Origin of the sequence: Citrobacter sp. RHBSTW-00671 (assembly GCF_014103415.1) — a bacterium.
Taxonomy (GTDB): domain Bacteria; phylum Pseudomonadota; class Gammaproteobacteria; order Enterobacterales; family Enterobacteriaceae; genus Citrobacter.
Genome location: NZ_JABXPR010000001.1, coordinates 4,668,217 through 4,691,681 on the forward strand (window position 1 = coordinate 4,668,217; position 23,465 = coordinate 4,691,681).

Genomic DNA, 23,465 nt, shown 5'->3' on the forward strand with positions numbered 1-23,465 from the left:
ATAAAGCAATATGGATATCGTTGGCGGACAAAACTTACGTCAGATGTGGGACGACCTGGCCGGGGTGTACGGAAATAAAACGGCACTTATTTTCGAATCCTGCGAAGGAAGCGTTCAGCAGTTTAGCTATGCCTCGCTTAATGAAGAAATTAACCGCACGGCGAACCTTTTCCATTCTTTAGGGGTCCGCAAGGGCGATAAGGTCGCATTGCATCTGGATAACTGTCCGGAGTTTATTTTTTGCTGGTTTGGACTGGCAAAAATCGGCGCCATTATGGTCCCGATTAATGCCCGTCTGCTGGGTGAAGAAAGCGCCTGGATCCTGCAAAACAGTCAGGTGCGCCTGCTGGTCACCAGCGCCCAGTTTTATCCTATGTACCGCCAGATACGCCAGGAAAACGAGACACCACTGAATCACATCTGTCTGATTGGCGATCGGCTTCCGGCGGATGACGGCGTAAGCCACTTTTCCCTCCTGAAAGACCGACAGTCAGCCACGCTATGCTATACGCCCGCGTTATCCACTGACGATACGGCGGAAATTCTGTTTACCTCAGGCACCACCTCACGTCCCAAAGGGGTGGTAATTACCCACTACAACCTGCGTTTTGCAGGTTACTACTCTGCCTGGCAAATCGCCCTGCGCGATGATGACGTCTACATGACGGTGATGCCTGCGTTTCATATCGACTGCCAGTGCACGGCTGCAATGCCGGCATTTTCATCAGGGAGCACCTTCGTGCTGATTGAGAAGTACAGCGCCCGGGGCTTCTGGGATCAGGTACGTCGATATCAAGCGACGGTGACGGAATGCATCCCGATGATGATCAGAACGCTGATGGTACAGCCCGCCTCGCCGACGGACAGGCAACATCATCTGCGTGAAGTGATGTTCTACCTCAACTTATCAGAGCAGGAAAAAGACGACTTTACCGGGCGTTTTGGCGTCAGGCTGCTGACCTCCTACGGTATGACAGAAACTATCGTCGGCATTATTGGCGACCGTCCAGGAGACAAACGGCGCTGGCCTTCAATTGGTCGTGTCGGTTTTAGCTATGAAGCTGAAATTCGCGACGACCAAAACCGCCCCCTGCCCGCCGGTGAAATTGGTGAAATATGCATTAAAGGCGTGCCGGGTAAAACGATCTTTAAAGAGTACTACGCTCAGCCAGAAGCAACCGCCAAAGCACTGGAGCCAGAAGGCTGGTTACATACCGGCGATTCGGGTTACCAGGATGAGGATGGCTTTTTTTATTTTGTCGACAGGCGCTGCAATATGATTAAACGCGGTGGAGAAAATGTCTCCTGCGTTGAGCTGGAAAATATCATTTCTGCACATCCGAAAATTCAGGACATCGTTGTTGTCGGTATCAAAGACACTATCCGTGATGAAGCGATTAAAGCATTTATTGTCCTGAATGAAGGTGAAACATTAAGCGAAGCCGAGTTTTTCAGCTTCTGCGAACACAATATGGCGAAATTTAAGGTTCCCTCTTTTATGGAGATCAGAACCGACCTGCCGCGAAATTGTTCAGGGAAAATAATTAAAAAAAATCTGAAATAACCTCTCTGGCAGGAATATCTCCTGCCTGAAAACCTATTTATCTGGAGATGAACCATGAGTGAATCATTACATCTGACCCGCAATGGCCCGATTCTGGAAATTACGCTGGACAGGCCCAAAGCAAATGCCATTGACGCCAAAACCAGCTTTAAAATGGGCGAAGTTTTTCTTAATTTCCGTGACGATCCTGAATTACGCGTCGCCATCATCACCGGTGGCGGCGAGAAGTTTTTTTCCGCAGGTTGGGACTTAAAAGCCGCCGCGGAAGGTGAAGCGCCTGATGCCGATTTTGGCCCAGGCGGCTTTGCCGGTTTAACCGAAATATTCGATCTCGATAAACCGGTCATCGCTGCGGTAAACGGCTATGCATTTGGGGGTGGTTTCGAACTGGCGCTGGCGGCCGATTTTATCGTCTGCGCAGAGAACGCCAGCTTCGCCCTGCCGGAAGCCAAACTCGGTATTGTACCGGACAGTGGCGGCGTACTGCGTCTGCCGAAACTGCTGCCGCCGGCTATCGTCAATGAAATGGTGATGACCGGCAGACGCATGAGCGCCGAAGAAGCGCTGCGTTGGGGGATTGTGAACCGTGTTGTTAGCCAAAGTGAATTGATGGACAGCGCCCGCGAACTGGCGCAACAGCTGGTGAATAGCGCCCCGCTGGCTATCGCCGCGCTGAAAGAGATTTACCGTGCGACCAGCGAAATGCCGGTGGAAGAAGGTTACCGTTACATCCGTAGCGGCGTACTGAAACATTATCCCGCTGTCCTGCACTCTGAAGATGCGCTGGAAGGACCACAGGCATTTGCGGAAAAACGCGATCCGGTGTGGAAAGGTCGTTAATCAAGACATGCCGGATGGCGGCGTAAACGCCCTATCCGGCCTACAAACACGGTATGTCAGCCAGATAAACGCCATCCGGCAAAAAAGCGAGGAACAACCATGAGCTATTACGCCTTTGAAGGACTGATTCCGGTCGTACACCCGGATGCATATGTCCACCCCAGCGCCGTGCTGATTGGCGATGTGATTGTGGGGGCCGGTGTCTATATTGGTCCGCACGCGTCACTGCGTGGTGATTATGGTCGTCTGATCCTCGAGGCAGGCGCTAATCTGCAGGATGGCTGTATCATGCACGGCTACTGCGACACCGATACCATCGTGCATGAGAATGGACACATCGGTCATGGCGCAATTTTACATGGCTGCGTGGTCGGTCGGGATGCATTGATTGGCATGAACAGCGTCATTATGGACGGCGCAGTGATTGGCGAAGAGAGCATCGTTGCCGCCATGAGCTTTGTCAAAGCCGGATTTCAGGGGGAGGCAAGACAGATGCTGGTTGGCTCCCCGGTTCGCGTACTGCGCGAAGTCACGGACCAGGAACTACACTGGAAACGGCTGAACACCAAAGAGTATCAGGATCTTGCGATCCGTTGTCAGACTGGTTTACACGAAACGCAGCCCTTAACGCGGGTCGAAGAAAACCGGCCGCGCCTGAAAGGCACGACGGACGTGAAGCCGAAATCAGCACCGTAATTGATGCCGGATGCGCTCACGCTTATCCGGCCTACGCGTCAATCACCGTTTATACCGCCATCAGGCAAACTGACCATTAGCGACGCATACTCTTGGAGAGCATCATTTGCCATTTCTGCTCACGGTTGAGCTCTGTTGGAGGAACCGCTGACAGGCGCGGCGTTTTCGCCATGCTCACCTTTTTTTCCTGCAAATTGTGATTCAATCTGCTGTAAAGATGGGAATCAATACTGATGACTTTCACCAGCCGCTGGCACTGACAGCCCCGACCGGCAATCTGATTAGGGATCATCTTAACTTCACAAACGATTTCCCCCACTTCAGACAGAATATAGGAGAGCGTATTAATCGCTTTGCAGTGCTCAATATCAAAATGGCGGGAAATTTCCTTTGCGGTGATCCAACGATCCTCAGCCATCATCCAGTCAGCAATTAACAAATAAAGCGGTCTTTCAACATATTTTTCACACATAAGCACACCATTTCACAAATTAAAAATCTGGCTACGGCCTGTCCAAATTAATAAAAACTAAGCCATATTAAAATTGTGGATATAAAGGATAGTATGCGACTTGAATGTTGATTAGTGTGAGCTATATCGTGCTTATTACATTGAAAATGTGGTTATGAAAGTGCATTTAGCCAGGAATGACCTTACACGAATTTAAAAAAGGGTTTCTTTACAGAAACCCTTTCAAAATTATATTGCAGGTCCGGTTAACGCAATTATCACCGAACCTATTTTTTATGACATTTTGATCTGCGCGTGCATTTCCTGGACAGAGGTCACCTTCTCGGTGGCATCTGCATTCAGCGCCATCGCCGTGGCAAAACCGCCGTTCAGGGTGGTGTCATAATGCACTTTATACTGCAGCGCACTGCGGCGAATCAGCTTGGAGTCTTCAATCGCCTGACGACCTTCAGTGGTATTGATGATGTAGGTGTATTCGCCATTCTTGATACGGTCCTGAATGTGCGGACGGCCTTCATGCACCTTGTTCACCAGACGTGGGTTAATGCCCGCTTCACCCAGCACAATCGCCGTACCATGCGTGGCATCCAGCTCGAAACCAAACTTCAGCAGTTTCGCCGCCAGGTCCACTACACGTTCTTTATCGCCTTCACGTACGGAGAGCAGCGCACGGCCCTGTTTTTTCATGGTGGAGCTGCTGCCCAACTGTGCCTTAGCGAACGCTTCGGCAAAGGTACGCCCCACGCCCATGACTTCACCGGTAGAGCGCATTTCTGGCCCTAACAGCGGGTCAACGCCCGGGAATTTATTGAACGGCAGCACCACTTCTTTTACCGAGTAGTACGGCGGGATGACTTCTTTGGTGACGCCCTGCTGTGCCAATGTTTTACCCGCCATCACACGTGCCGCCACTTTCGCCAGCGGTACACCAGTGGCTTTAGAGACGAACGGAACGGTACGCGCCGCACGTGGGTTAACTTCAATCAGGTAAACTTCGTTGTTCTTCACGGCAAACTGGACGTTCATCAGGCCACGAACCTGCAGTTCGAAGGCCAGTTTCTGCACCTGTTGACGCATGACGTCCTGAATTTCCTGACTCAGCGTATAAGCAGGCAGAGAACATGCGGAGTCACCGGAGTGCACGCCCGCCTGTTCGATGTGCTCCATGATGCCGCCAATCAGCACCATTTCACCGTCGCAGATAGCATCCACGTCAACTTCTACCGCATCGTCGAGGAAGCGGTCCAGCAGCACCGGCGCGTCGTTGGAAACGCTCACCGCCGTCTGGAAGTAGCGGCGCAGGTCAGCTTCGTCGTAGACAATTTCCATCGCGCGGCCGCCGAGAACGTAGGACGGACGCACCACCAGCGGATAACCGATTTCTTTTGCTTTCTCAACAGCCTGCTCGATAGCGGTTACGGTGGCGTTGGCCGGTTGCTTCAGCTTCAGACGGTCAACCGCCTGCTGGAAACGTTCACGGTCTTCGGCACGGTCAATCGCATCCGGGCTGGTGCCGATAACCGGAACACCTGCCGCTTCCAGCGCACGAGCCAGTTTCAGCGGGGTCTGGCCGCCGTACTGAACGATAACGCCTTTCGGCTTCTCGATACGCACGATTTCCAGCACGTCTTCGAACGTTACCGGTTCAAAGTACAGACGGTCAGAGGTGTCATAGTCAGTTGAAACGGTTTCCGGGTTACAGTTGACCATGATGGTCTCGTAACCGTCTTCACGCAGCGCCAATGAAGCGTGTACGCAGCAGTAGTCGAATTCAATCCCCTGACCGATACGGTTCGGACCACCGCCCAGCACCATAATTTTGTCGCGATCCTGAGTCGGATTCGCTTCACACTCTTCTTCATACGTGGAGTACATGTAGGCGGTGTCGGTGGAGAATTCTGCGGCACAGGTGTCCACGCGCTTGTATACCGGGTGCAGCTGATACTGTTCACGCAGTTTGCGAATTTCTGCTTCGCGCACGCCCGCCAGTTTAGCCAGACGCGCATCGGCGAAGCCTTTGCGTTTAAGCATACGCAGGAAGTCAGCATCGAGGCCGTTAATGCCCACGTCAGCCACTTTTTCTTCCAGACGCACCAGCTCTTCAATCTGCACCAGGAACCAGCGGTCAATGTTGGTCAGGTTGAACACACCATCGACGGACAGGCCAGCGCGGAACGCATCAGCGATGTACCAGATACGCTCAGCGCCTGCGTCTTTCAGCTCACGGCGGATTTTAGTCAGCGCTTCCGGATCATCCAGGCTTACTTTCGGGTCAAAACCGGTCGCGCCCACTTCCAGACCGCGCAGCGCTTTCTGCAGGGATTCCTGCTGGGTGCGGCCAATCGCCATCACTTCACCAACAGATTTCATCTGGGTAGTCAGACGGTCGTTTGCCCCCGCAAATTTCTCGAAGTTAAATCGTGGAATCTTCGTCACCACGTAGTCGATGGACGGCTCGAAGGATGCCGGAGTACGACCGCCAGTGATGTCGTTCATCAGCTCATCGAGGGTGTAACCCACCGCCAGTTTCGCCGCTACTTTAGCAATCGGGAAGCCCGTTGCTTTGGACGCCAGCGCTGAAGAACGGGATACACGCGGGTTCATCTCGATGACGATCAGACGACCGTTTTTCGGGTTTACCGCAAACTGGACGTTAGAACCACCGGTTTCCACGCCGATTTCACGCAGTACCGCCATCGAGGCGTTACGCATGATTTGATATTCTTTGTCGGTCAGCGTCTGGGCTGGTGCTACGGTGATGGAGTCACCGGTATGGATGCCCATGGCGTCGAAGTTTTCGATGGAGCAGACGATGATGCAGTTGTCGTTTTTATCACGCACCACTTCCATCTCGTACTCTTTCCAACCAATCAGCGATTCATCAATCAGCAGCTCATTAGTGGGGGAAAGGTCCAGACCGCGTTCGCAGATTTCTTCGAACTCTTCGCGGTTATAGGCGATACCGCCGCCGGTGCCGCCCATGGTGAAGCTGGGACGGATAATGCACGGGAAGCCAACATCAGCGGCAACCGCCAACGCTTCTTCCATGGTGTGGGCGATGCCTGAACGCGCAGTATCGAGGCCGATTTTTTTCATCGCGATGTCAAAACGACGACGGTCTTCTGCTTTATCAATGGCATCTGCCGTCGCGCCAATCATGGTCACGCCAAACTCAGCCAGTACACCCTGGCGTTCCAGTTCCAGCGCACAGTTCAGCGCCGTCTGGCCGCCCATGGTCGGCAGCACCGCATCCGGGCGCTCTTTTTCGATAATTTTGCGTACCACTTCCCAGTGAATAGGCTCGATATAGGTTGCATCGGCCATTTCCGGGTCGGTCATGATGGTTGCCGGGTTGGAGTTCACCAGAATGACGCGGTAACCCTCTTCACGCAGCGCTTTACACGCCTGCGCGCCGGAATAGTCAAACTCACACGCCTGACCGATTACAATCGGACCCGCGCCCAGAATCAGGATACTTTTTATGTCTGTACGTTTTGGCATGGCTCTTTTACTCCTGATTATTTCGCGGACTGACGGTATTGCTCAATAAGCTCGATAAAGTGGTCAAACAACGGCGCAGCGTCGTGCGGACCTGGGCTCGCCTCCGGGTGCCCCTGGAAGCTGAATGCCGGTTTATCGGTACGATGAATCCCCTGCAGGGTGCCGTCAAACAGTGACTTGTGGGTCACGCGCAGGTTGGCAGGCATGGAGGCCTCATCAACCGCAAAACCGTGGTTCTGCGCGGTGATCATCACGGTATTGTTATCAATATCTTTCACCGGATGGTTGCCACCGTGGTGGCCAAACTTCATCTTGATGGTTTTGGCACCGCTCGCCAGCGCCAGCAGTTGATGGCCGAGGCAGATGCCAAATACCGGAATATCGGTTTCGAGGAATTTCTGAATCGCGGTAATCGCGTAGTCGCACGGTGCCGGGTCGCCAGGACCGTTGGACAAGAAGATACCGTCCGGATTCATCTTCAGAACCTCTTCTGCAGAGGTCTGCGCCGGGACAACCGTCAGGCGACAGCCGCGATCCGCTAACATACGCAGAATGTTGCGCTTGGCGCCGAAATCGTAAGCCACGACGTGGAACGGGAGTTCATCAGCAGATTTTGCTTCCGGTAAGTCACCTTCCAGCGTCCAGCTACCCTGCGTCCAGCTATACGGCTCCGCGGTGGTCACTTCTTTCGCCAGATCCATACCGTTCAGGCCCGGAAACGCTTTGGCTTTTTCCAGCGCCAGCGCCGCATCCGGGTTGTCACCCGCAATAATGCAGCCGTTCTGTGCGCCTTTTTCACGCAGCAGACGCGTCAGCTTACGAGTATCGATATCGGCAATCGCCACGATGTTATGGCGCTTCAGGTAAGAAGAAAGGTCTTCAGTATCGCGGAAGTTGCTGGCAATCAGCGGCAGGTCGCGAATGACCAGGCCTTGCGCATGTACCTGAGAAGATTCTGCATCGGCTTCATTGGTGCCGACATTACCGATATGAGGATAAGTAAGAGTGACGATTTGGCGGGAATAGGAAGGATCAGTGAGGATTTCTTGATAACCGGTCATTGAAGTATTGAAAACGACTTCCCCAACCGCCGAACCTGTTGCCCCTATGGCCCGACCGTGAAACTGGGTTCCGTCTTCCAGAACCAATAGCGCTGACTTAATCAAAACACCCTCCAGAGAATATTCACTCACTTTATTTGCATATTAATTCATTAACACACTATGAATCAATGCAAATTTGCTTACCTATGGATTTCTGGCAAACGGCGGCATTCTAGAGATAGCCCACGTAAAAGTCTACCCAAAAGGACAATTTTTATTATTATTTTGCGCCATTGACGAATTAACCCGCCTCCAGGCATCAAAAAGATCAACTAACTTAGAGTGGAAAACGCTTGCGGAGCAGGAAGAGTATCAAATCTCAAAAACAAGAGATAAAAAGTAGACCAAATGGTCAAAATTTACATTTAACCAACACAAAAAGACAGTAAAACCTATAAAAATAAGACATTAAACTCAAAATAAACATCAAACAGATAAAATAAAGGGCAATAAAATATTGCCCTATGTAATCAAATAATTACGACCACAATAACCACATCACGAAGGGTAATAAATCTTACAAATTGCGTAAATCAAGCACGTCTCGCATATCAAAAAGACCATTTGATTTAGATTTCAGCCAAACTGCCGATCTCACCGCACCGTTGGCGAATGTCATACGGCTGGAGGCTTTATGCGTAATCTCGATGCGCTCACCGATATCAGCAAACATCGCGGTATGTTCCCCAACGATATCTCCCGCACGCACCGTCGCAAAACCGATAGTGCCCGGCACACGTTCACCGGTATAACCTTCACGCGCATAGACGGCACAGTCTTTTAAATCTTTATCCAGTGCCCCGGCTATCGCCTCCCCCATCGCCAGCGCGGTACCAGACGGCGCATCCACTTTATGGCGGTGGTGCGCTTCAATAATTTCGATATCGGTATAGTCACCCATGACTTTTGCGGCTTTCTCCAGCAGCTTCAACATGACGTTAACACCGACGCTAAAGTTAGCGGCGAAGACGATGCCAATATCCTGTGCGGCATCGTGAATAGCCTGTTTTCCCGCCTCATCGAAGCCGGTGGTGCCAATCACCATGCCTTTACCGTGCTGGCGACAAAACGCCAGATGTGTCAGCGTACCTTCCGGGCGGGTAAAATCGATAAAAACGTCAAAATCATCTTTTATCGCTTCAAGGCTGCTTTGCACGGTCACGCCCGTCTTTCCTGCGCCCGCCAGTTCCCCGGCATCGCTACCCAATAAGGAAGAGCCTTCACGCTCCAGCGCCGCGCCAAGCTGTACGCCATCCATGCCAAGAGTGGCCTGAATCAACTGACGCCCCATGCGTCCTCCGGCTCCCGCGATGGCAACGCGGATTTGTGCATCATGCATAGCTATTCTCTTTTGTTAATTTTACGTAAATCGTTTTCAGATTAACCAGCGCATCGCTGCGCCGCCAGCCGAAAACGTCGATAATTAGAATTTAATGATAAACAGGGAAAGATATCAGTAAAAGGCATGACGCCACGGAATAAGCAGCGTCATATCGTTATATCGCGTGGAAATCAGGGGGCCAGTGCCAGAACGTGCGCCACCCACTGCTGGAAACCCTCGACATCCAGCCCCAGCGCCACCTGGGCATTCGCGGGTTGCCCCAGCCGCCCTTCAATATCTACTACCGTTGTGCCAGAGGTATATTCCCCCTGCGTTTCAACGGCGACAAAACAGGACTTGAGCGTAAAGAGATCCGGGCGCACCAGCCAGGCAATAGCGCACAGGTCGTGCATTCGCAGCCCCGTATTCATGCTACCGCTACGGTAGTGATTGAACAGCGCATGCAGCATTTTTCCGGTCTGATTAAGCCCTGGTAACGTCGCCAGATAATCCGGCGCAAGCATGGCCTGGTTGGTCACGTCCAGCCCGCACATTACAATCTCCAGCCCACTCCGGAATACTTTCGCTGCCGCTTCCGGGTCGATAGCAATATTAAACTCAGCGTTTGGCGTGAAGTTCCCGCGCCCGGCCGAACCGCCCATCATCACCAGGCGCTGAATGTTGAATACGCATTCAGGATAATGAGTCAGCAGCAGCGCAATGTTGGTCAAAGGACCAATTGCCACCAGCGTAACAGGCTGCGGGGCATGCATCAGCGCATCACGAATGGCCTGGAAGGCAGGTTTTGCCAGCGGCTGGCGGTCGTGCTCGACAAATTCGTACCCTTCCATGCCGGACTCACCGTGTACGGAAGCAGCATCACGCAACGGGCGCACCAGCGGCATGGATGCGCCCTGCGCCAGGGGAATATCCGCCTTCCAGAAATGCAGTAACTGCAACGCATTACGGGTGGTTTTTTCCACCGACACATTGCCTGCTACCGTGGTCATCAGTTGCAGATCCAGCTCAGGGGCAAACAGCGCGGCGGCAATAGCGGCGGCATCATCAATGCCAGGATCGGTATCAAGAATGATCGGTAAGCGCATGGTTTCTCCAAAAAAAATGCCAGACGTTAAGTCTGGCATCTTCGCATAATCATGGCGTGAAAGACTTACTCTACTTCACGAACATCCACACGCAGCTCTTTAGGTACTTCGAAAACAATATTCTCTTCACGGCCTTCAAGCGGGATAGCTTCCCCACCGCCCAGCTCCTGCAGACGAGCAATCACATTCTGCACCAGAATATCGGGTGCCGAGGCGCCAGCGGTCACGCCTACGCATTTCGCCTCTTTCACCCACGCTTCCTGAATGTCAGTCGCATCATCAATCAGATACGCGGCTTTCCCCATCCGCTGCGCCAGTTCAGCCAAACGGTTGGAGTTAGACGAGTTTTTCGAGCCGACAACCAGCACAACATCCGCCTGTTCCGCCAGCGCACGTACCGCTTCCTGACGGTTAGTGGTGGCATAGCAGATATCGTCTTTGCGCGGCCCAACGATTTTCGGGAAACGTTGGCGCAGCGCGTCGATGACATCCGAAGTATCGTCAACGGAGAGCGTGGTCTGCGTCATGAAGGAAAGTTTACCTTCATTTTTCACGTCCAGTTTCAACACATCTTCCGGTGATTCAACCAGATACATCCCCCCTTGCGGGTTACTGTATTGGCCCATCGTACCTTCAACTTCCGGGTGTCCGGCGTGGCCGATCAGGATCGACTCTTCGCCGCGACGACTGGCACGGGCGACCTCCATATGCACCTTGGTCACCAACGGACAGGTCGCATCAAATACGGTAAGGTCGCGGCCTTTGGCTTCGTTACGCACTGCCTGAGACACGCCGTGGGCGGAGAAAATCAGAATTGAGCCGTCCGGCACTTCGCTGATTTGCTCAATAAAAATAGCACCGCGCTCACGCAGGCTATCCACCACGTAGCGGTTATGCACCACTTCGTGACGGACATAAATCGGCGCGCCGTAAATAGCCAGCGCGTTTTCTACAATGCTGATAGCGCGGTCTACGCCAGCGCAGAAGCCGCGCGGGTTGGCCAACAGGATCTGCATTTTACGCCTCCAGTACTGGTTCGACTTCCAGCACTTCAATATCAAAATGAACGGTATGCCCAGCCAGTGGATGGTTGAAATCAACCGTGATCGAATCACCGTTGATTTCGCGGATAACACCGGGCATCTCACTGCCGTCCATTGCGGTAAAGAGCATGATTGCGCCAATTTCTGGCTCGCCCGCGTCCATAAATTCCCGACGTGAGAAATACTGAATGAGGTCCGGGCTGGTGATACCAAAGGCCGCATCCGGCTCCAGGGAGAACGTGGTTTTATCGCCCTCTTTTAAGCCCAGTAGGTGCTGCTCCAGTCCTTCAGACAGAGAACCGTCGCCCAGGCGAAACAGCGCTGGCTTGCCGTTATTGCGGGTTGACTCAGCGGTGGAGCCATCGTCGAGCTTAAGGGTGAAGTGCACCAGCACCGCACTGTTACTCTGTACTGATTTTGACATGCAGGTTGCTCTTTAAAATTGCTGCCGACTGTAGGCCCGGTGGCGCTACGCTTACCGGGCAAACAAGGATCGCAGTGTATTGTAGGCCGGATTAGCATAGCGCCATCCGGCATTTTTTTATGCGACTTTTTTCTCTTTCGACGGCAGGAAGCCTTCAAGAACAATCAACGCCGCCCCGATACAGATAGCTGTATCGGCCAGATTGAAGGTCGCGAAATGCCAGTCCCCGACGTAAAAGTCAATCATATCAACTACAAAGCCGTGCCACAGGCGGTCGAACAGGTTGCCCAGCGCGCCACCGATGATTAACGCATACGCAATGTTATTCAGCTTCTGCGTCGCCTTAGCGCGGTACATCATCACCATCAGGATGACGCAAATACCGATGGCGATCCCGGCAAAGAACCAACGTTGCCAGCCACCGCTGTCAGCTAAGAAGCTAAACGCCGCACCATAGTTACGTGCATAGTGCAGATTAAGCGACGGGAACAGCGACACCGTATCCCCCAGAGCAAAGTTCTGGAGGATCAGGTATTTGCTGCCTAAGTCGATAATCAGCACGACTACCACCAGCCACAGCCAGCGTAGCCCTGTTGAACAAAGAGGCTTACTCATCAGGCAAACTTACGTTGTTCGCCATCACCGGCGATGTTGCTGACACAGCGTCCGCAGATTTCTGCGTGTTCCGCCACCTGGCCGACGTCGGTGGTGTAATGCCAGCAGCGCGGGCACTTCTCACCTTCGGCTTTACTCAGTACGATTTTCAGACCTTTCAGCAGTTCGCTCTGCTGAGCATCAGCCGGAGCCGCAGCATAATCCGCAACCGTTGCGCCGGAGGTCAGCAGTACAAAGCGCAACTCTTCGCCCAGTGCGGTCAGTTTCGCCGCCAGTTCTGGTTCAGCGTACAGCGTCACTGCCGCTTCCAGAGAACCACCGACTTTCTTATCTGCACGCGCCTGCTCGATAACCTTGTTCACTTCGCCACGTACTTTCAGCAGCTCGTCCCAGTAGGCATCGTTCATCGCTTCGGTTTCGCCTAAGCCAAACAGACCGTCGTACCACTCACCGGTAAAGACATACTTCTCGCGGGAGCCCGGCAGGTAGCCCCAGATTTCATCGGCGGTGAAGGACATGATCGGCGCCATCCAACGAACCAGCGCTTCGGCAATATGGAACAGCGCAGTCTGGCAGCTACGACGCGCCACGCTGTCCGCTTTCGCGGTGTACTGACGGTCTTTGATGATGTCGAGGTAGAACGACCCCATTTCTACGGAGCAGAAGCGCATCAGGCGCTGTACCACTTCGTGGAAGTCATAGGCTTCGTAAGCTTTCAGGATCTCTTCCTGAGCCGCCTGCGCACAACCTACCGCCCAGCGGTCCAGAACCACCATCTCTTCCGGTTTCACCATGTCTTTAACCGGATCGAACCCGTTCAGGTTCGCCAGCAGGAAGCGTGCGGTGTTACGGATACGACGATAGCTGTCGGCAGCACGTTTCAGGATTTCATCAGAAACGGCCATTTCACCGGTATAGTCGGTAGAAGCCACCCACAGACGCAGAATATCCGCGCCCAGTTTGTTCATCACATCCTGCGGAGAAACGGTGTTACCGATAGACTTGGACATCTTACGGCCCTGACCATCGACGGTGAAACCGTGGGTCAGTACCTGGCGATAAGGTGCTTTGCCTTTCATGGCGGTGGAGATCATCAGGGAAGACATGAACCAGCCACGGTGCTGGTCAGAACCTTCCAGATACATATCTGCCGCATGGCCTGCAAACTCAGGACGCACGTCCACGACGGATGAGTGGGTTGAACCGGAGTCGAACCACACGTCCAGCGTATCCGGCACTTTGACATACTGGTCAGCTTCGTCGCCGAGGATATCTTTCGGATCGAGGTCCCACCACGCCTGGATGCCGTCAACTTCAACGCGCTTGGCGACCTCTTCCATCAGTTCGATAGCGCGCGGATGCAGCTCTTCGGTATCTTTGTGAACAAACAGAGACATCGGCACGCCCCACGTACGCTGACGGGAGATACACCAGTCAGGACGGTTGGCAACCATCGATTCAATACGCGCCTGACCCCAGTCCGGGATCCACTGCACGCCTTTGATTTCTTTCAGCGACTGAGCGCGCAGACCTTTCTGGTCCATGCTGACGAACCACTGTGGCGTCGCACGGAAGATGATCGGTGACTTGTGACGCCAGCAGCATGGGTAGCTGTGCTGCATCTTCTCAACATGCAGCAGCGCGCCTTTTTCGCTCAGCAGTGCAACGATTTTGTCGTTGGCTTTAAAGACGTTCACGCCGTCGAGTTCCGGGTAAGTGCCCGCCAGGTATGCGCCGTCCGGGCCAACCGGGTTAGCGATTTCCAGACCGTATTTCTGGCTGATGACGTAGTCATCCGGGCCGTGGCCACCAGCGGTATGCACCGCACCGGTACCCGCGTCCAGCGTAACGTGATCGCCAAGGATAGCCGGCACGTCAAAGCCCATGAATGGGTGAGTAAAGCGCAGCAGTTCCAGCTCAGCGCCTTTAACGGTGCCGAGAATGGTGTATTCAGCCGCGCCAATACGCTGCATCACGCTTTCAACCAGATCTTTTGCCAGAATCACCGCCTGGCCTTCAATCTGCACCAGCGCATAGTCAAAGTCAGGCGCCAGAGAAATTGCGCGGTTCGCCGGTAACGTCCACGGGGTAGTGGTCCAGATAACCAGAGAGATCGGACCGTTGACGTCAGAAACGCCAAATTTTGCTTTTACTGCGTCCGGGTCAGCCGCATGGAACGCAACGTCAATAGATGGAGACGTTTTGTCATAATACTCAACTTCCGCTTCCGCCAGCGCAGAACGGCAGTCAACGCACCAGTGCACCGGCTTCGCGCCTTTGTGCAGGTGACCGTTGCCGATGATTTTACCCAGCGCACGAATGATGTTGGCTTCGGTTTTGAAGTCCATGGTCAGGTACGGATGCGACCAGTCGCCCAGTACGCCAAGACGGATAAAGTCTTTACGCTGACCGTCAACCTGGGTCGCTGCGTATTCGCGGCACTTGGCGCGGAACTCAGCGGCGGTGAACTTCTCGCCCGGCTTGCCGTATTCCTGTTCCACTTTCAGCTCGATCGGCAGACCGTGGCAGTCCCAACCCGGAACGTAAGGCGAGTCATAGCCCGTGAGCCCCTTGGACTTCACGATAATGTCTTTCAGAATCTTGTTAACCGAGTGACCAATATGAATGCTGCCATTCGCATAAGGAGGGCCATCATGCAGAATGAAGGTTTTTTTGCCTTTTTTGGCCGCACGAATGATGCCGTACAGGTCATCATCAGTCCAACGCGCCAGCATTCCCGGTTCACGCTTGGCGAGATCGCCGCGCATCGGGAACCCTGTTTCCGGCAAATTCAGGGTTGATTTATAGTCACTCATCAGATTCTCGGTTCCGTATTTAAAACTCGTATAGGCATTAAGCCGGTTTTGTTAGCCCAAAAAATTCGCGGGCAGTCAACTCATCACGCGCAATCTGCGCTTTTAGTTCATCCAGCGAGGCAAATCGCTGTTCGCTGCGTATTTTTTTACGCAGTACTACATCTATATGGCGACCGTAGAGGTCCATTGCAACATCCAGTAGATGCACTTCCAACTGCTGGCGTACACCGGCAACCGTCGGGCGGGTGCCAATGTTAGCTACGCCGGGATAAGGCTTTTCACCCAATCCCATCACTTCAACCGCATACACCCCTTTCACCGGGGAAACCTGGCGACGCAGCGGTAAATTTGCCGTCGGGAAACCGATAGTTCGTCCCAGTTCATCGCCGTGTACGACGCGTCCTGAAATGGTAAAAGGGTGTCCAAGCAAACTTTCGGCCAGTTGCAGGTTATCGTCTGCCAGCGCCTGACGCACCGCGGTGCTGCTGATCCGCACACCGCCTTCACAGAAGGTTTGGGTACTGGTGATATCAAAACCATACTCAGCGCCCGCTTCCTGTAATAACAAGAAATCGCCCGCACGGCTAGCGCCAAAGCGGAAATCATCGCCAACGGCAAGAAATTGTACACCAAGGCGCTTCACCAGCAGGTCGCTGATAAAGGTCTGTGCCGTTAATGCGGCAAAACGCCTGTCAAAGCGCACGCACAGCACGTAATCCACGCCGCATTCGGCCAGATAACGCAGTTTTTCCCGCAGGCGGGTAAGGCGCGCAGGTGACTTATCCGTCGCAAAAAGCTCCAGCGGCTGTGGTTCGAAAATCATCACCACCACCGGTAAATTGCGTTTGCGCCCTTCTTCCCGTAAGCCTTGCAGCAACGCACGGTGGCCACGGTGCACGCCGTCGAAATTACCAATAGTCAGCACACACCCATGCGGGGCCTGGCTGAGATTATGTATGCCTCGTATCAGCTTCATGTCTGGCTCAAAACAGTGAAAATCGTGAAAGTATACCCTGTACCGCGGTCAACGTTAACCGGCGATTGTTTCTACGAAACAGAAAGAGGATTGTTTTCATTGTTATGAAACAAATTGCAGACCTCCACGGGCACGCCAATGCAATTTTTCTCGTCGAAAAGCTGTATTCACAGCACGCAAGCTGGTAGAATCCTGCGCCATCACTACGCAACGAGTGCTGTAATTTAAACGGCGCTTATTTGCACAAATCCATTGACAAAAGAAGGCTAAAAGGGCATATTCCTCGGCCTTTGAATTGTCCATATAGAACACATTTGGGAGTTGGACCTTGGCTAATATCAAATCAGCTAAGAAGCGCGCCGTTCAGTCTGAAAAGGCCCGCAAGCACAACGCTAGCCGTCGCTCTATGATGCGTACTTTCATCAAGAAAGTATACGCAGCTATCGAAGCTGGCGACAAAGCTACTGCACTGAAAGCATTTAACGAAATGCAACCAATCGTGGACCGTCAGGCTGCTAAAGGTCTGATCCACAAAAACAAAGCTGCACGTCATAAAGCAAACCTGACTGCACAGATCAACAAACTGGCTTAATCGCCTGCTTGTTGTCGCTTTGTGAAAAAACCCGCGCAAGCGGGTTTTTTTATGTCTGCTTATTTGCTCACTGGCGTAAAGAGCGCGGAATAGTCCGCATTACAAATACGCTGCACCGCCGGGTGCTGGATCATTCTCTCCGCAAAAATGGCATGGTATTCCTCCATCACATTCTCCACACGTCCAATCTCCACAATCGAATCATCGGCATAGAAATTGTTCGAATAGAGCGTGGGCGCAACGAAAATGGCATTGTGCGTGGCACCAAAGGCTTTCATCAATGCAGCATCATCAAACTCACCGAGGATTTCAACATTCAGCCCCTGAGAATTAATCCAGTTCAGCAGCTTACGCCCCAGCATTGAACGACGACCAGGGATCAGCAATCGCCGCTCTTCAAGACAGGCCGGAAATGGCTTCTCAGGCAAGGGATTCGTGCACCAAAAACTGACACAGCACTCGCCTATTTTCACCGAGAACAGACCTTCCTGCTGCGTCGAATCAATCGGACAATCGGAGATAATCATATCCAGCTTGTGCTGACTGAGCTGCTCTAGCAGCATCTCATGCGTAGATTCAAAGCAGCGCAGGTGGATTTGTTCATCTTCCGCCACAGCGGCATCCAGCACACTGCTGACCAGCTGTTTTGACAACGCATCCGCCACACCGACATCGAACAATAAATTAGACTCTTTGCGATAGTTCACGATATCCAGCATCTCCTGGCTTAACGTGAACATTTTATCCGCATAGCGAAAGACTAATTCGCCCAGTTCACTGGGCTCCAGTCCGCGCCCCTTACGCTTGAACAGCTTTCCCTGCAAACGTTCCTCAAGCGCTTTAATCTGCCCGGTAATGGTCTGTGGCGTCAGATAAAGCGCTTCTGCTGCGCCAACCACCGAACCTTCTTTATACACATGCCAGAAGTAATACAGGTGGTTGTAATTGATATGAGACATACTCTCTCCCTGAAAATTGCCACAAAAGCGTCAGCCGATCAGGCTGACACGTTCAATCGAGTGCGTAACCAGCAATAACCGATCACTGCCGACAGTAAAGAACCGATCAGTATCCCCAGTTTTGCCCAGTTAATCAGCTCTGGATCAACGCTGCCGAACGCCAGGCTGGCAATGAAAATCGACATGGTGAAACCAATGCCGCACAGAATACCCACCGCCATGATCTGCTGGAAATTCGTGCCTTCAGGCAACTGTGCCAGCTTCAGGCGGAGCGCCAGCCAGCAGAACAGGCTAATCCCCAGCGGCTTACCGATGAGCAGGCCAGCGATAATTCCCAGCGGTAGAATCGAGGTCAATCCATCCAGCGTAACGCCCTGCAGCGAAACACCTGCGTTAGCAAAGGCAAACAGCGGCAGAATCAGATAAGCCACCCACGGATGCAGGACGTGCTCCAGACGCTTCGCCGGTGAGCGCCCATGTTTTTCCTTTAACGGAATGAAGAAACCCACAATCACCCCAGCCAGCGTCGCGTGCACGCCAGATTTCAGTACCGCAGTCCACAGCACCACGCCGACAAGAATGTAAATACCCGTCCGTCTTACGCCACACAGATTCAACGCAGCCAGGATAACAATGGCCAGAGCGGCAACCCCCAACGAAAGCAGTGAAAGGTCGCTGGTGTAGAACAACGCAATAATCACGATAGCGCCGAGGTCATCAATAATCGCCAGCGCCATCAGGAAGATTTTCAGCGCCAGCGGGACACGACTGCCCAGCAGCGCCAGCACGCCTAACGCAAAAGCAATATCCGTTGCCGCCGGGATAGCCCACCCTTCACGAGTGATGGGATCGGCATAGTTAAATGCCAGATACAGCAACGCCGGAACAATCATGCCGCCAATCGCCGCAATGATCGGGAACGCCGCCTGACGCAAACTGGCAAGCGATCCCTGCATCAGTTCACGCTTCACTTCCAGACCGATCAGCAGGAAAAACACCGCCATCAAGGCATCGTTGATCCACAACAGCATGTTTTTGTTGATCTCAAGCGCGCCAACCCGCAGTTGAACGGGCGTCTCCAGAAAGGCGTGGTACCATCCACTGGTGGCACCGATATTGGCCATCAACATAGCTACCGCTGCAGCGATGATCAGAATGATGCCGCCCGAGGCGTCGCTACTAAAAAAACGATGTAGATGTTTCACTTTTATTCTCTCTATTGGGTGAATACTTCGTAATTACTATCTTACACCCTCAAAAAGCTCGTTAAAATTAGATTATTTGTGATTGATAGATCGGTTTTTACGAAGCATACATCCAGGAGGGAACGGCTGAAAATCAGTACTTAACCTTAGCAGTCATGTCGTTCGATGTGGCGGGCATTGAATGCATAGCGGAGATAATCCAGCGTTGAGACGACATTACCTGGTGACATATGGTTAAGTTGTGTCAAAAACGGATGACTATTGATGTACATAATAAATTCCGTTGCTCCGGCAAGCGTAGCATGACGCAGCATGCCCGTTTTTTTATTACCTGTTAGGCTACATGCCGCTATCGCATAATCTTGGGTAGAGTAAGTACGCCAGACATTATTACGAATCCCCCCACTTTGAAACATGCGGTACGGAATATCACGTTGCGCAGGCCTGTCCCCTATTTCCTTCACAAACGAGATATGGCAGCGCCCTTGCTGGACGTGCTGTAAATTAGCCATCATGCAACCGCCTAATATGAAGCACTCATGATCAATGTAATGCTGAACATTGAGGGAGCGTTCATCAGTAAGTGTTTTGACTAACTCAAAATGCCGATAAGCCGGCAGGACGGGTTTTACCAGCATCCCGGTATCATTTCTGTACAGCGTTGCAGGACCATAATCCACATCAAACAAGGTATTTCGTCGCATTGTCATCAGTTCCTTGCGCTGGACAAGATGCGCTAACGTGCCGGGGGGTAAACGTTCTTCGTAGTAGGAAGCATACTGGTACTCACCCTCAACAGGCTGGGTTGAATAATTAGTCGAAACGGCAATAACCCGACCGCTATTTTCCTCAACCGTAACCAGAACATACAGACTGTTGTCACTACCGTTAAATTTAATCCGAAAAGCACGCGTACTCATCACCAGGTCGAATTTCGGAATAACAAACTCACGTTCAGCCTGATTTGCCTTACGGGATAATTTTAGTAGAACGCGGTTCAGGCCCGTGCTGTCGACAGACAGCGCCGTGCGAATATCAACAAGTGAAGCGCCCTCCAGGATAAGCCTGGCAAGATCTTCCAGACGAGGATCGCCTTTATGCCTGACAGGAGAAATAAACGTTTTATGACATTGCAGACAATAAACTCGCGGTTCCCCCTGAGCAGAAAAACCATACTTTTTTAATGACGAACTGCCGCAGGCTGGGCAACCCTTAACTAACCCCTTCCATGACTGGTTTACCGACTGACGAAAAAGGTTAAGAGAGCGCTCAGAAATGATAGGGAAAAAAAAGCCACATTCCCGGCACAGGATATTTTTCCCCTGTACCAAGTAATCAGGGCTATTAAAGACCCCAAGGTTTTTACAATCAGGTGTTTTACACACATCTACATTGATTCGAGAAAACATATTCACTCCCTGCGAATATTGCTATCACACAAATATTGATTTTATCTCTGCGGGTGAAATTCCATTTTCATAGAGCGTTTTCATCGCATTCATCGTTGGGCTGGTATGGGCAAAAAAAGCCTGGTAACCCGCGCACAGGTAGTTTTGATTCGAAGAACCAGAAACCGAAGGTAAAAAACGATGCTTAGGGCAACCACCATAACAGGCAAACTGCCACTGACAGGCATGACATTCCTGTGCCATTGTTCGGCGCTTATCGTCGCCAAACTGTCGATTCTGTTGGCTGTTGTTCATTGTGCGCAACGTCATATCCTGGATATTTCCCAGTTTGTACTGTGGGTAAACAAAATGGTCGCAATTATAGACATCGCCATTCATTTCCAGCGCAAACGCACTACCGCAGGTTGGCGCAAATACACATACCTGTGGCGGTAATCCACACCAGGCAGCTAAAGTTTGCTCAAAAACCTGTACACCTACATCGCCAATGTCGTTACGGATCCAGACATCAAAGATTGCATTAAGAAAATGGCCAAACTCGATAGATTCGACAGACCAGGGCATCATTGCGGTTTGTTTATCAACAGGATGTGCCAATCCTGTGTCACCACTTCTCTCAACCAGCGGAATAAACTGCATATAACGGCTGCCAATGTTTTTCAGATATTCATAGACCTGCAGCGGATAACGCATATTTGTACGGTTAACGACCGTCAGCGTATTAAACTCGACATCGTGACGTACCAGACATTTAATGGCTTGCTCAACCTTTTCGTGAGTCGGCTTTCCTGAACGCGTAACGCGCCATTCATCATGCAAAGCTGCATCACCGTCAATGGAAACCCCAACCAGGACGTTATGCTGCTTAAAAAACATCGCCCATTCGTTATCAATCAAAATACCGTTGGTCTGGAACGTATTGATTATTGTCTTTTCACCCGCGTATATCTGCTGAAGTTCGACCGCCCGTCGAAAAAATGGCAGCCCCATCAACGTTGGTTCCCCTCCTTGCCAGGCAAAAATCACCTCATCCACATCCTGCGCGGCGATATGCTGTTTGATAAACAATTCAAGCGTATCTTCAGACATCTTGTAATTGGCTTTTCTTTGCGGATAGAGCTTCTCTTTCTCCAGGTAAAAACAGTATTTACAATCCAGATTGCATACCGAACCCGTCGGTTTAATCATGACCTGACAACTTTTCCTGCTCATCATCATTCAAGCCTATAAATAAAAGAACCTGACTCAGCGCTAAAGCACTGAGTCAGGCGGGCAGAGCCCTAAGTGGCATACATGGTATTTCTTATAATTATTCGATTAGCCCCAGGTGACCGGCGTAGGCTTGTCACCACGTGCTTTCATTAACGAGTCGTTATCAATATCCTGTTTATATTTCAGGAACTTACCGTAGAGTTGTTTTTCAATATCAGGCTGTTTGCCGATCTGGTTCAGTGTCTCAAAACGATCTTTTTTCAGGTTATAGAGATACTTGGGTTTATTCTCACGATCGATGATCATTTTCCAGTCACCATCACGAATAGCCCATTCATCAGTAGGATCATCCTGGAATGGCATATCGATACCGAAAATCAGCGGTTTTTCACGTTTTAAGGTTTTCTGTTCCAGTAATGGAATCAAAGACTGCCCATCATAGGTGCGATCGGTAGGGAGCTTGAAGTTCATCATATTTGCCAGGGTCGGCAACCAGTCGAGGCCATAGACAGGCGTATCTGTCACCATTCCCTGCGGAATATGCTTACCATATTTGATAATCGCCGGAACGCGGATCCCGCCCTCCCACAGGTTATCTTTACGACCGCGAAGACCATCCGTTTCACCCGCCAGGTTTAACTCATACACTTTACGCGCTTCACGAGTGACAGGTCCGTTATCACTGGTAAAGATAACAATGGTGTTATCTTCTTCACCCATTGCCTTTATCTTATCCATTACTTTACCGACCTGAGCATCCATATAACTGATGTTGGCGTAATACTCACCTGTGCCACGCCAGGGTTTATCAGCCCAATCACCGTAGAACAGATCGGGATGCTGTTTCTGGTAGGCACTCATGTATTGTGAATACATATCGAGGTATTTTTTCGGTGAGGCCAGCGGGCTATGGACCTCAGTAAATGCAACGTATAAGAAGAAAGGTTTATCGTCTTTCTTGTTATCCAGCCAGTTAACAACTTCTGAACTAACCAGTTCACCGCTAAATGTTTCTGCTCTTCCAATCGGTTTGCCATTACGTACGAATCCGGTCGGATGCACAGTGCCATAGCGTGGACGCTCTTTCGCATTATCTAAAGTGGAATCGGTCACAAACCCGGCTGCATTCACCAGACCATAGTCAAACCCCATATCTTTAGCTTGCGGTTGGTCTGTTCGATCACCACCGGCATTGAGGTGTAATTTACCCATCATCGCCGTATCGTAGCCTTGCGCTTTCAGCAGATTAGCAATCGTCAGCTCATTACGGCCCAATGCCACATCTTTCCCTTCCGGGATCCAGGAACGGATCCCCGTGCGAAACGGCATACGTCCAGTCAATAACCCGGCACGAGAAGGGGAGCACAGCGGAGCTGGCGCATAGTAATCCGTAAATCTCACACCATCCTGAGCCAATTTATCGATATTCGGTGTTTTAACGATTTGATGACCATAAGCAGCCAGATCGCCATAACCCAAGTCATCCGCCAGAATGATGACTAAATTAGGGCGTTTATCCGCAGCAGCCTGCGCAGTTTGTAATGTACTCCCGGCGCACAGTGCCAGCCCAATCATGCTGGCAACGACTGTTCTTTTCATTTCAGTTCCTTT

At 51.7% G+C, this 23,465-nt stretch carries 20 protein-coding genes; 4 read left to right on the plus strand and 16 right to left on the minus strand.

Going from position 1 to position 23,465, the window contains the following annotated elements; genetic code table 11:
• The first annotated feature begins 10 nt into the window (after window positions 1-10).
• The 3 genes from caiC (at window position 11) to caiE (ending at window position 3,100) form a co-directional block, all read left to right on the plus strand.
• Entirely contained in the window at window positions 11-1,564 is a 1,554-nt protein-coding gene (gene caiC / locus HV261_RS22360) for a crotonobetaine/carnitine-CoA ligase (RefSeq protein ID WP_202039538.1), read from the plus strand.
• 54 nt (window positions 1,565-1,618) lie between these two features.
• Window positions 1,619-2,404, plus strand: a complete 786-nt coding sequence (gene caiD / locus HV261_RS22365) for a crotonobetainyl-CoA hydratase (protein WP_202039539.1) — start codon at window positions 1,619-1,621, stop codon at window positions 2,402-2,404.
• Window positions 2,405-2,503: 99 nt separating this feature from the next.
• Window positions 2,504-3,100, plus strand: coding sequence for a carnitine operon protein CaiE (gene caiE / locus HV261_RS22370; protein WP_202039540.1), 597 nt, complete (start codon window positions 2,504-2,506; stop codon window positions 3,098-3,100).
• Between the two features lie 76 nt (window positions 3,101-3,176).
• Here the strand turns inward: caiE and caiF are convergent, their stop codons facing one another.
• The 11 genes from caiF to HV261_RS27775 form a co-directional block, all read right to left on the minus strand.
• Complete coding sequence (gene caiF / locus HV261_RS22375) at window positions 3,177-3,572, minus strand: carnitine metabolism transcriptional regulator CaiF (protein ID WP_202039541.1); 396 nt, start codon at window positions 3,570-3,572, stop codon at window positions 3,177-3,179.
• A 273-nt stretch (window positions 3,573-3,845) separates the two neighbouring features.
• A complete protein-coding gene (gene carB, locus HV261_RS22380) occupies window positions 3,846-7,073 on the minus strand; it encodes a carbamoyl-phosphate synthase large subunit (RefSeq protein WP_202039542.1) in 3,228 nt (1,075 codons plus the stop codon).
• Window positions 7,074-7,090: 17 nt separating this feature from the next.
• Window positions 7,091-8,239, minus strand: a complete 1,149-nt coding sequence (gene carA, locus HV261_RS22385; RefSeq protein WP_202039543.1) for a glutamine-hydrolyzing carbamoyl-phosphate synthase small subunit — start codon at window positions 8,237-8,239, stop codon at window positions 7,091-7,093.
• A 454-nt stretch (window positions 8,240-8,693) separates the two neighbouring features.
• Window positions 8,694-9,515: a 4-hydroxy-tetrahydrodipicolinate reductase gene (dapB, locus tag HV261_RS22390; RefSeq protein ID WP_202039544.1), complete on the minus strand. Its 822-nt coding sequence runs from the start codon at window positions 9,513-9,515 to the stop codon at window positions 8,694-8,696.
• Window positions 9,516-9,688: 173 nt separating this feature from the next.
• Entirely contained in the window at window positions 9,689-10,603 is a 915-nt protein-coding gene (gene rihC, locus HV261_RS22395) for a ribonucleoside hydrolase RihC (RefSeq protein ID WP_202039545.1), read from the minus strand.
• A gap of 65 nt (window positions 10,604-10,668) precedes the next feature.
• Window positions 10,669-11,619 carry a 4-hydroxy-3-methylbut-2-enyl diphosphate reductase gene (gene ispH, locus HV261_RS22400; RefSeq protein ID WP_202039546.1) on the minus strand — a complete coding sequence of 317 codons (951 nt, stop codon included), beginning with the start codon at window positions 11,617-11,619 and terminating at the stop codon, window positions 10,669-10,671.
• 1 nt (window position 11,620) lies between these two features.
• Window positions 11,621-12,070, minus strand: coding sequence for an FKBP-type peptidyl-prolyl cis-trans isomerase (fkpB, locus tag HV261_RS22405; RefSeq protein ID WP_137383771.1), 450 nt, complete (start codon window positions 12,068-12,070; stop codon window positions 11,621-11,623).
• A gap of 117 nt (window positions 12,071-12,187) precedes the next feature.
• Window positions 12,188-12,685 (minus strand): signal peptidase II, encoded by a 498-nt coding sequence (gene lspA / locus HV261_RS22410; RefSeq protein WP_202039547.1) that lies wholly within the window; start codon window positions 12,683-12,685, stop codon window positions 12,188-12,190.
• The gene (gene ileS, locus HV261_RS22415) at window positions 12,685-15,501 is read right to left on the minus strand and encodes an isoleucine--tRNA ligase (protein WP_202039548.1); all 2,817 of its coding nucleotides are present in this window, start codon (window positions 15,499-15,501) and stop codon (window positions 12,685-12,687) included. Before ileS ends, lspA begins: the two co-directional genes overlap by 1 nt.
• Window positions 15,502-15,538: 37 nt before the next feature.
• Window positions 15,539-16,477 (minus strand): bifunctional riboflavin kinase/FAD synthetase, encoded by a 939-nt coding sequence (ribF, locus tag HV261_RS22420; protein ID WP_202039549.1) that lies wholly within the window; start codon window positions 16,475-16,477, stop codon window positions 15,539-15,541.
• A 7-nt stretch (window positions 16,478-16,484) separates the two neighbouring features.
• A complete protein-coding gene (locus tag HV261_RS27775) occupies window positions 16,485-16,688 on the minus strand; it encodes a DUF2575 family protein (protein WP_079937267.1) in 204 nt (67 codons plus the stop codon).
• A 117-nt stretch (window positions 16,689-16,805) separates the two neighbouring features.
• Here HV261_RS27775 and rpsT point away from each other — a divergent pair, with 117 nt between their 5' ends.
• Window positions 16,806-17,069, plus strand: coding sequence for a 30S ribosomal protein S20 (gene rpsT, locus HV261_RS22425; RefSeq protein ID WP_003018940.1), 264 nt, complete (start codon window positions 16,806-16,808; stop codon window positions 17,067-17,069).
• Window positions 17,070-17,128: 59 nt separating this feature from the next.
• Here the strand turns inward: rpsT and nhaR are convergent, their stop codons facing one another.
• The 5 genes from nhaR to HV261_RS22450 form a co-directional block, all read right to left on the minus strand.
• A complete protein-coding gene (gene nhaR / locus HV261_RS22430) occupies window positions 17,129-18,028 on the minus strand; it encodes a transcriptional activator NhaR (protein WP_202039550.1) in 900 nt (299 codons plus the stop codon).
• Window positions 18,029-18,066: 38 nt separating this feature from the next.
• Complete coding sequence (gene nhaA / locus HV261_RS22435; RefSeq protein ID WP_202039551.1) at window positions 18,067-19,233, minus strand: Na+/H+ antiporter NhaA; 1,167 nt, start codon at window positions 19,231-19,233, stop codon at window positions 18,067-18,069.
• A 146-nt stretch (window positions 19,234-19,379) separates the two neighbouring features.
• Window positions 19,380-20,642 (minus strand): IS1/IS1595 family N-terminal zinc-binding domain-containing protein, encoded by a 1,263-nt coding sequence (locus tag HV261_RS22440; protein WP_202039552.1) that lies wholly within the window; start codon window positions 20,640-20,642, stop codon window positions 19,380-19,382.
• 24 nt (window positions 20,643-20,666) lie between these two features.
• On the minus strand, window positions 20,667-21,857 hold the full coding sequence (locus tag HV261_RS22445) for an anaerobic sulfatase maturase (protein WP_202039553.1): 1,191 nt from the start codon (window positions 21,855-21,857) through the stop codon (window positions 20,667-20,669).
• 102 nt (window positions 21,858-21,959) lie between these two features.
• On the minus strand, window positions 21,960-23,453 hold the full coding sequence (locus HV261_RS22450; RefSeq protein WP_126956926.1) for a sulfatase family protein: 1,494 nt from the start codon (window positions 23,451-23,453) through the stop codon (window positions 21,960-21,962).
• Window positions 23,454-23,465 lie beyond the last annotated feature (12 nt).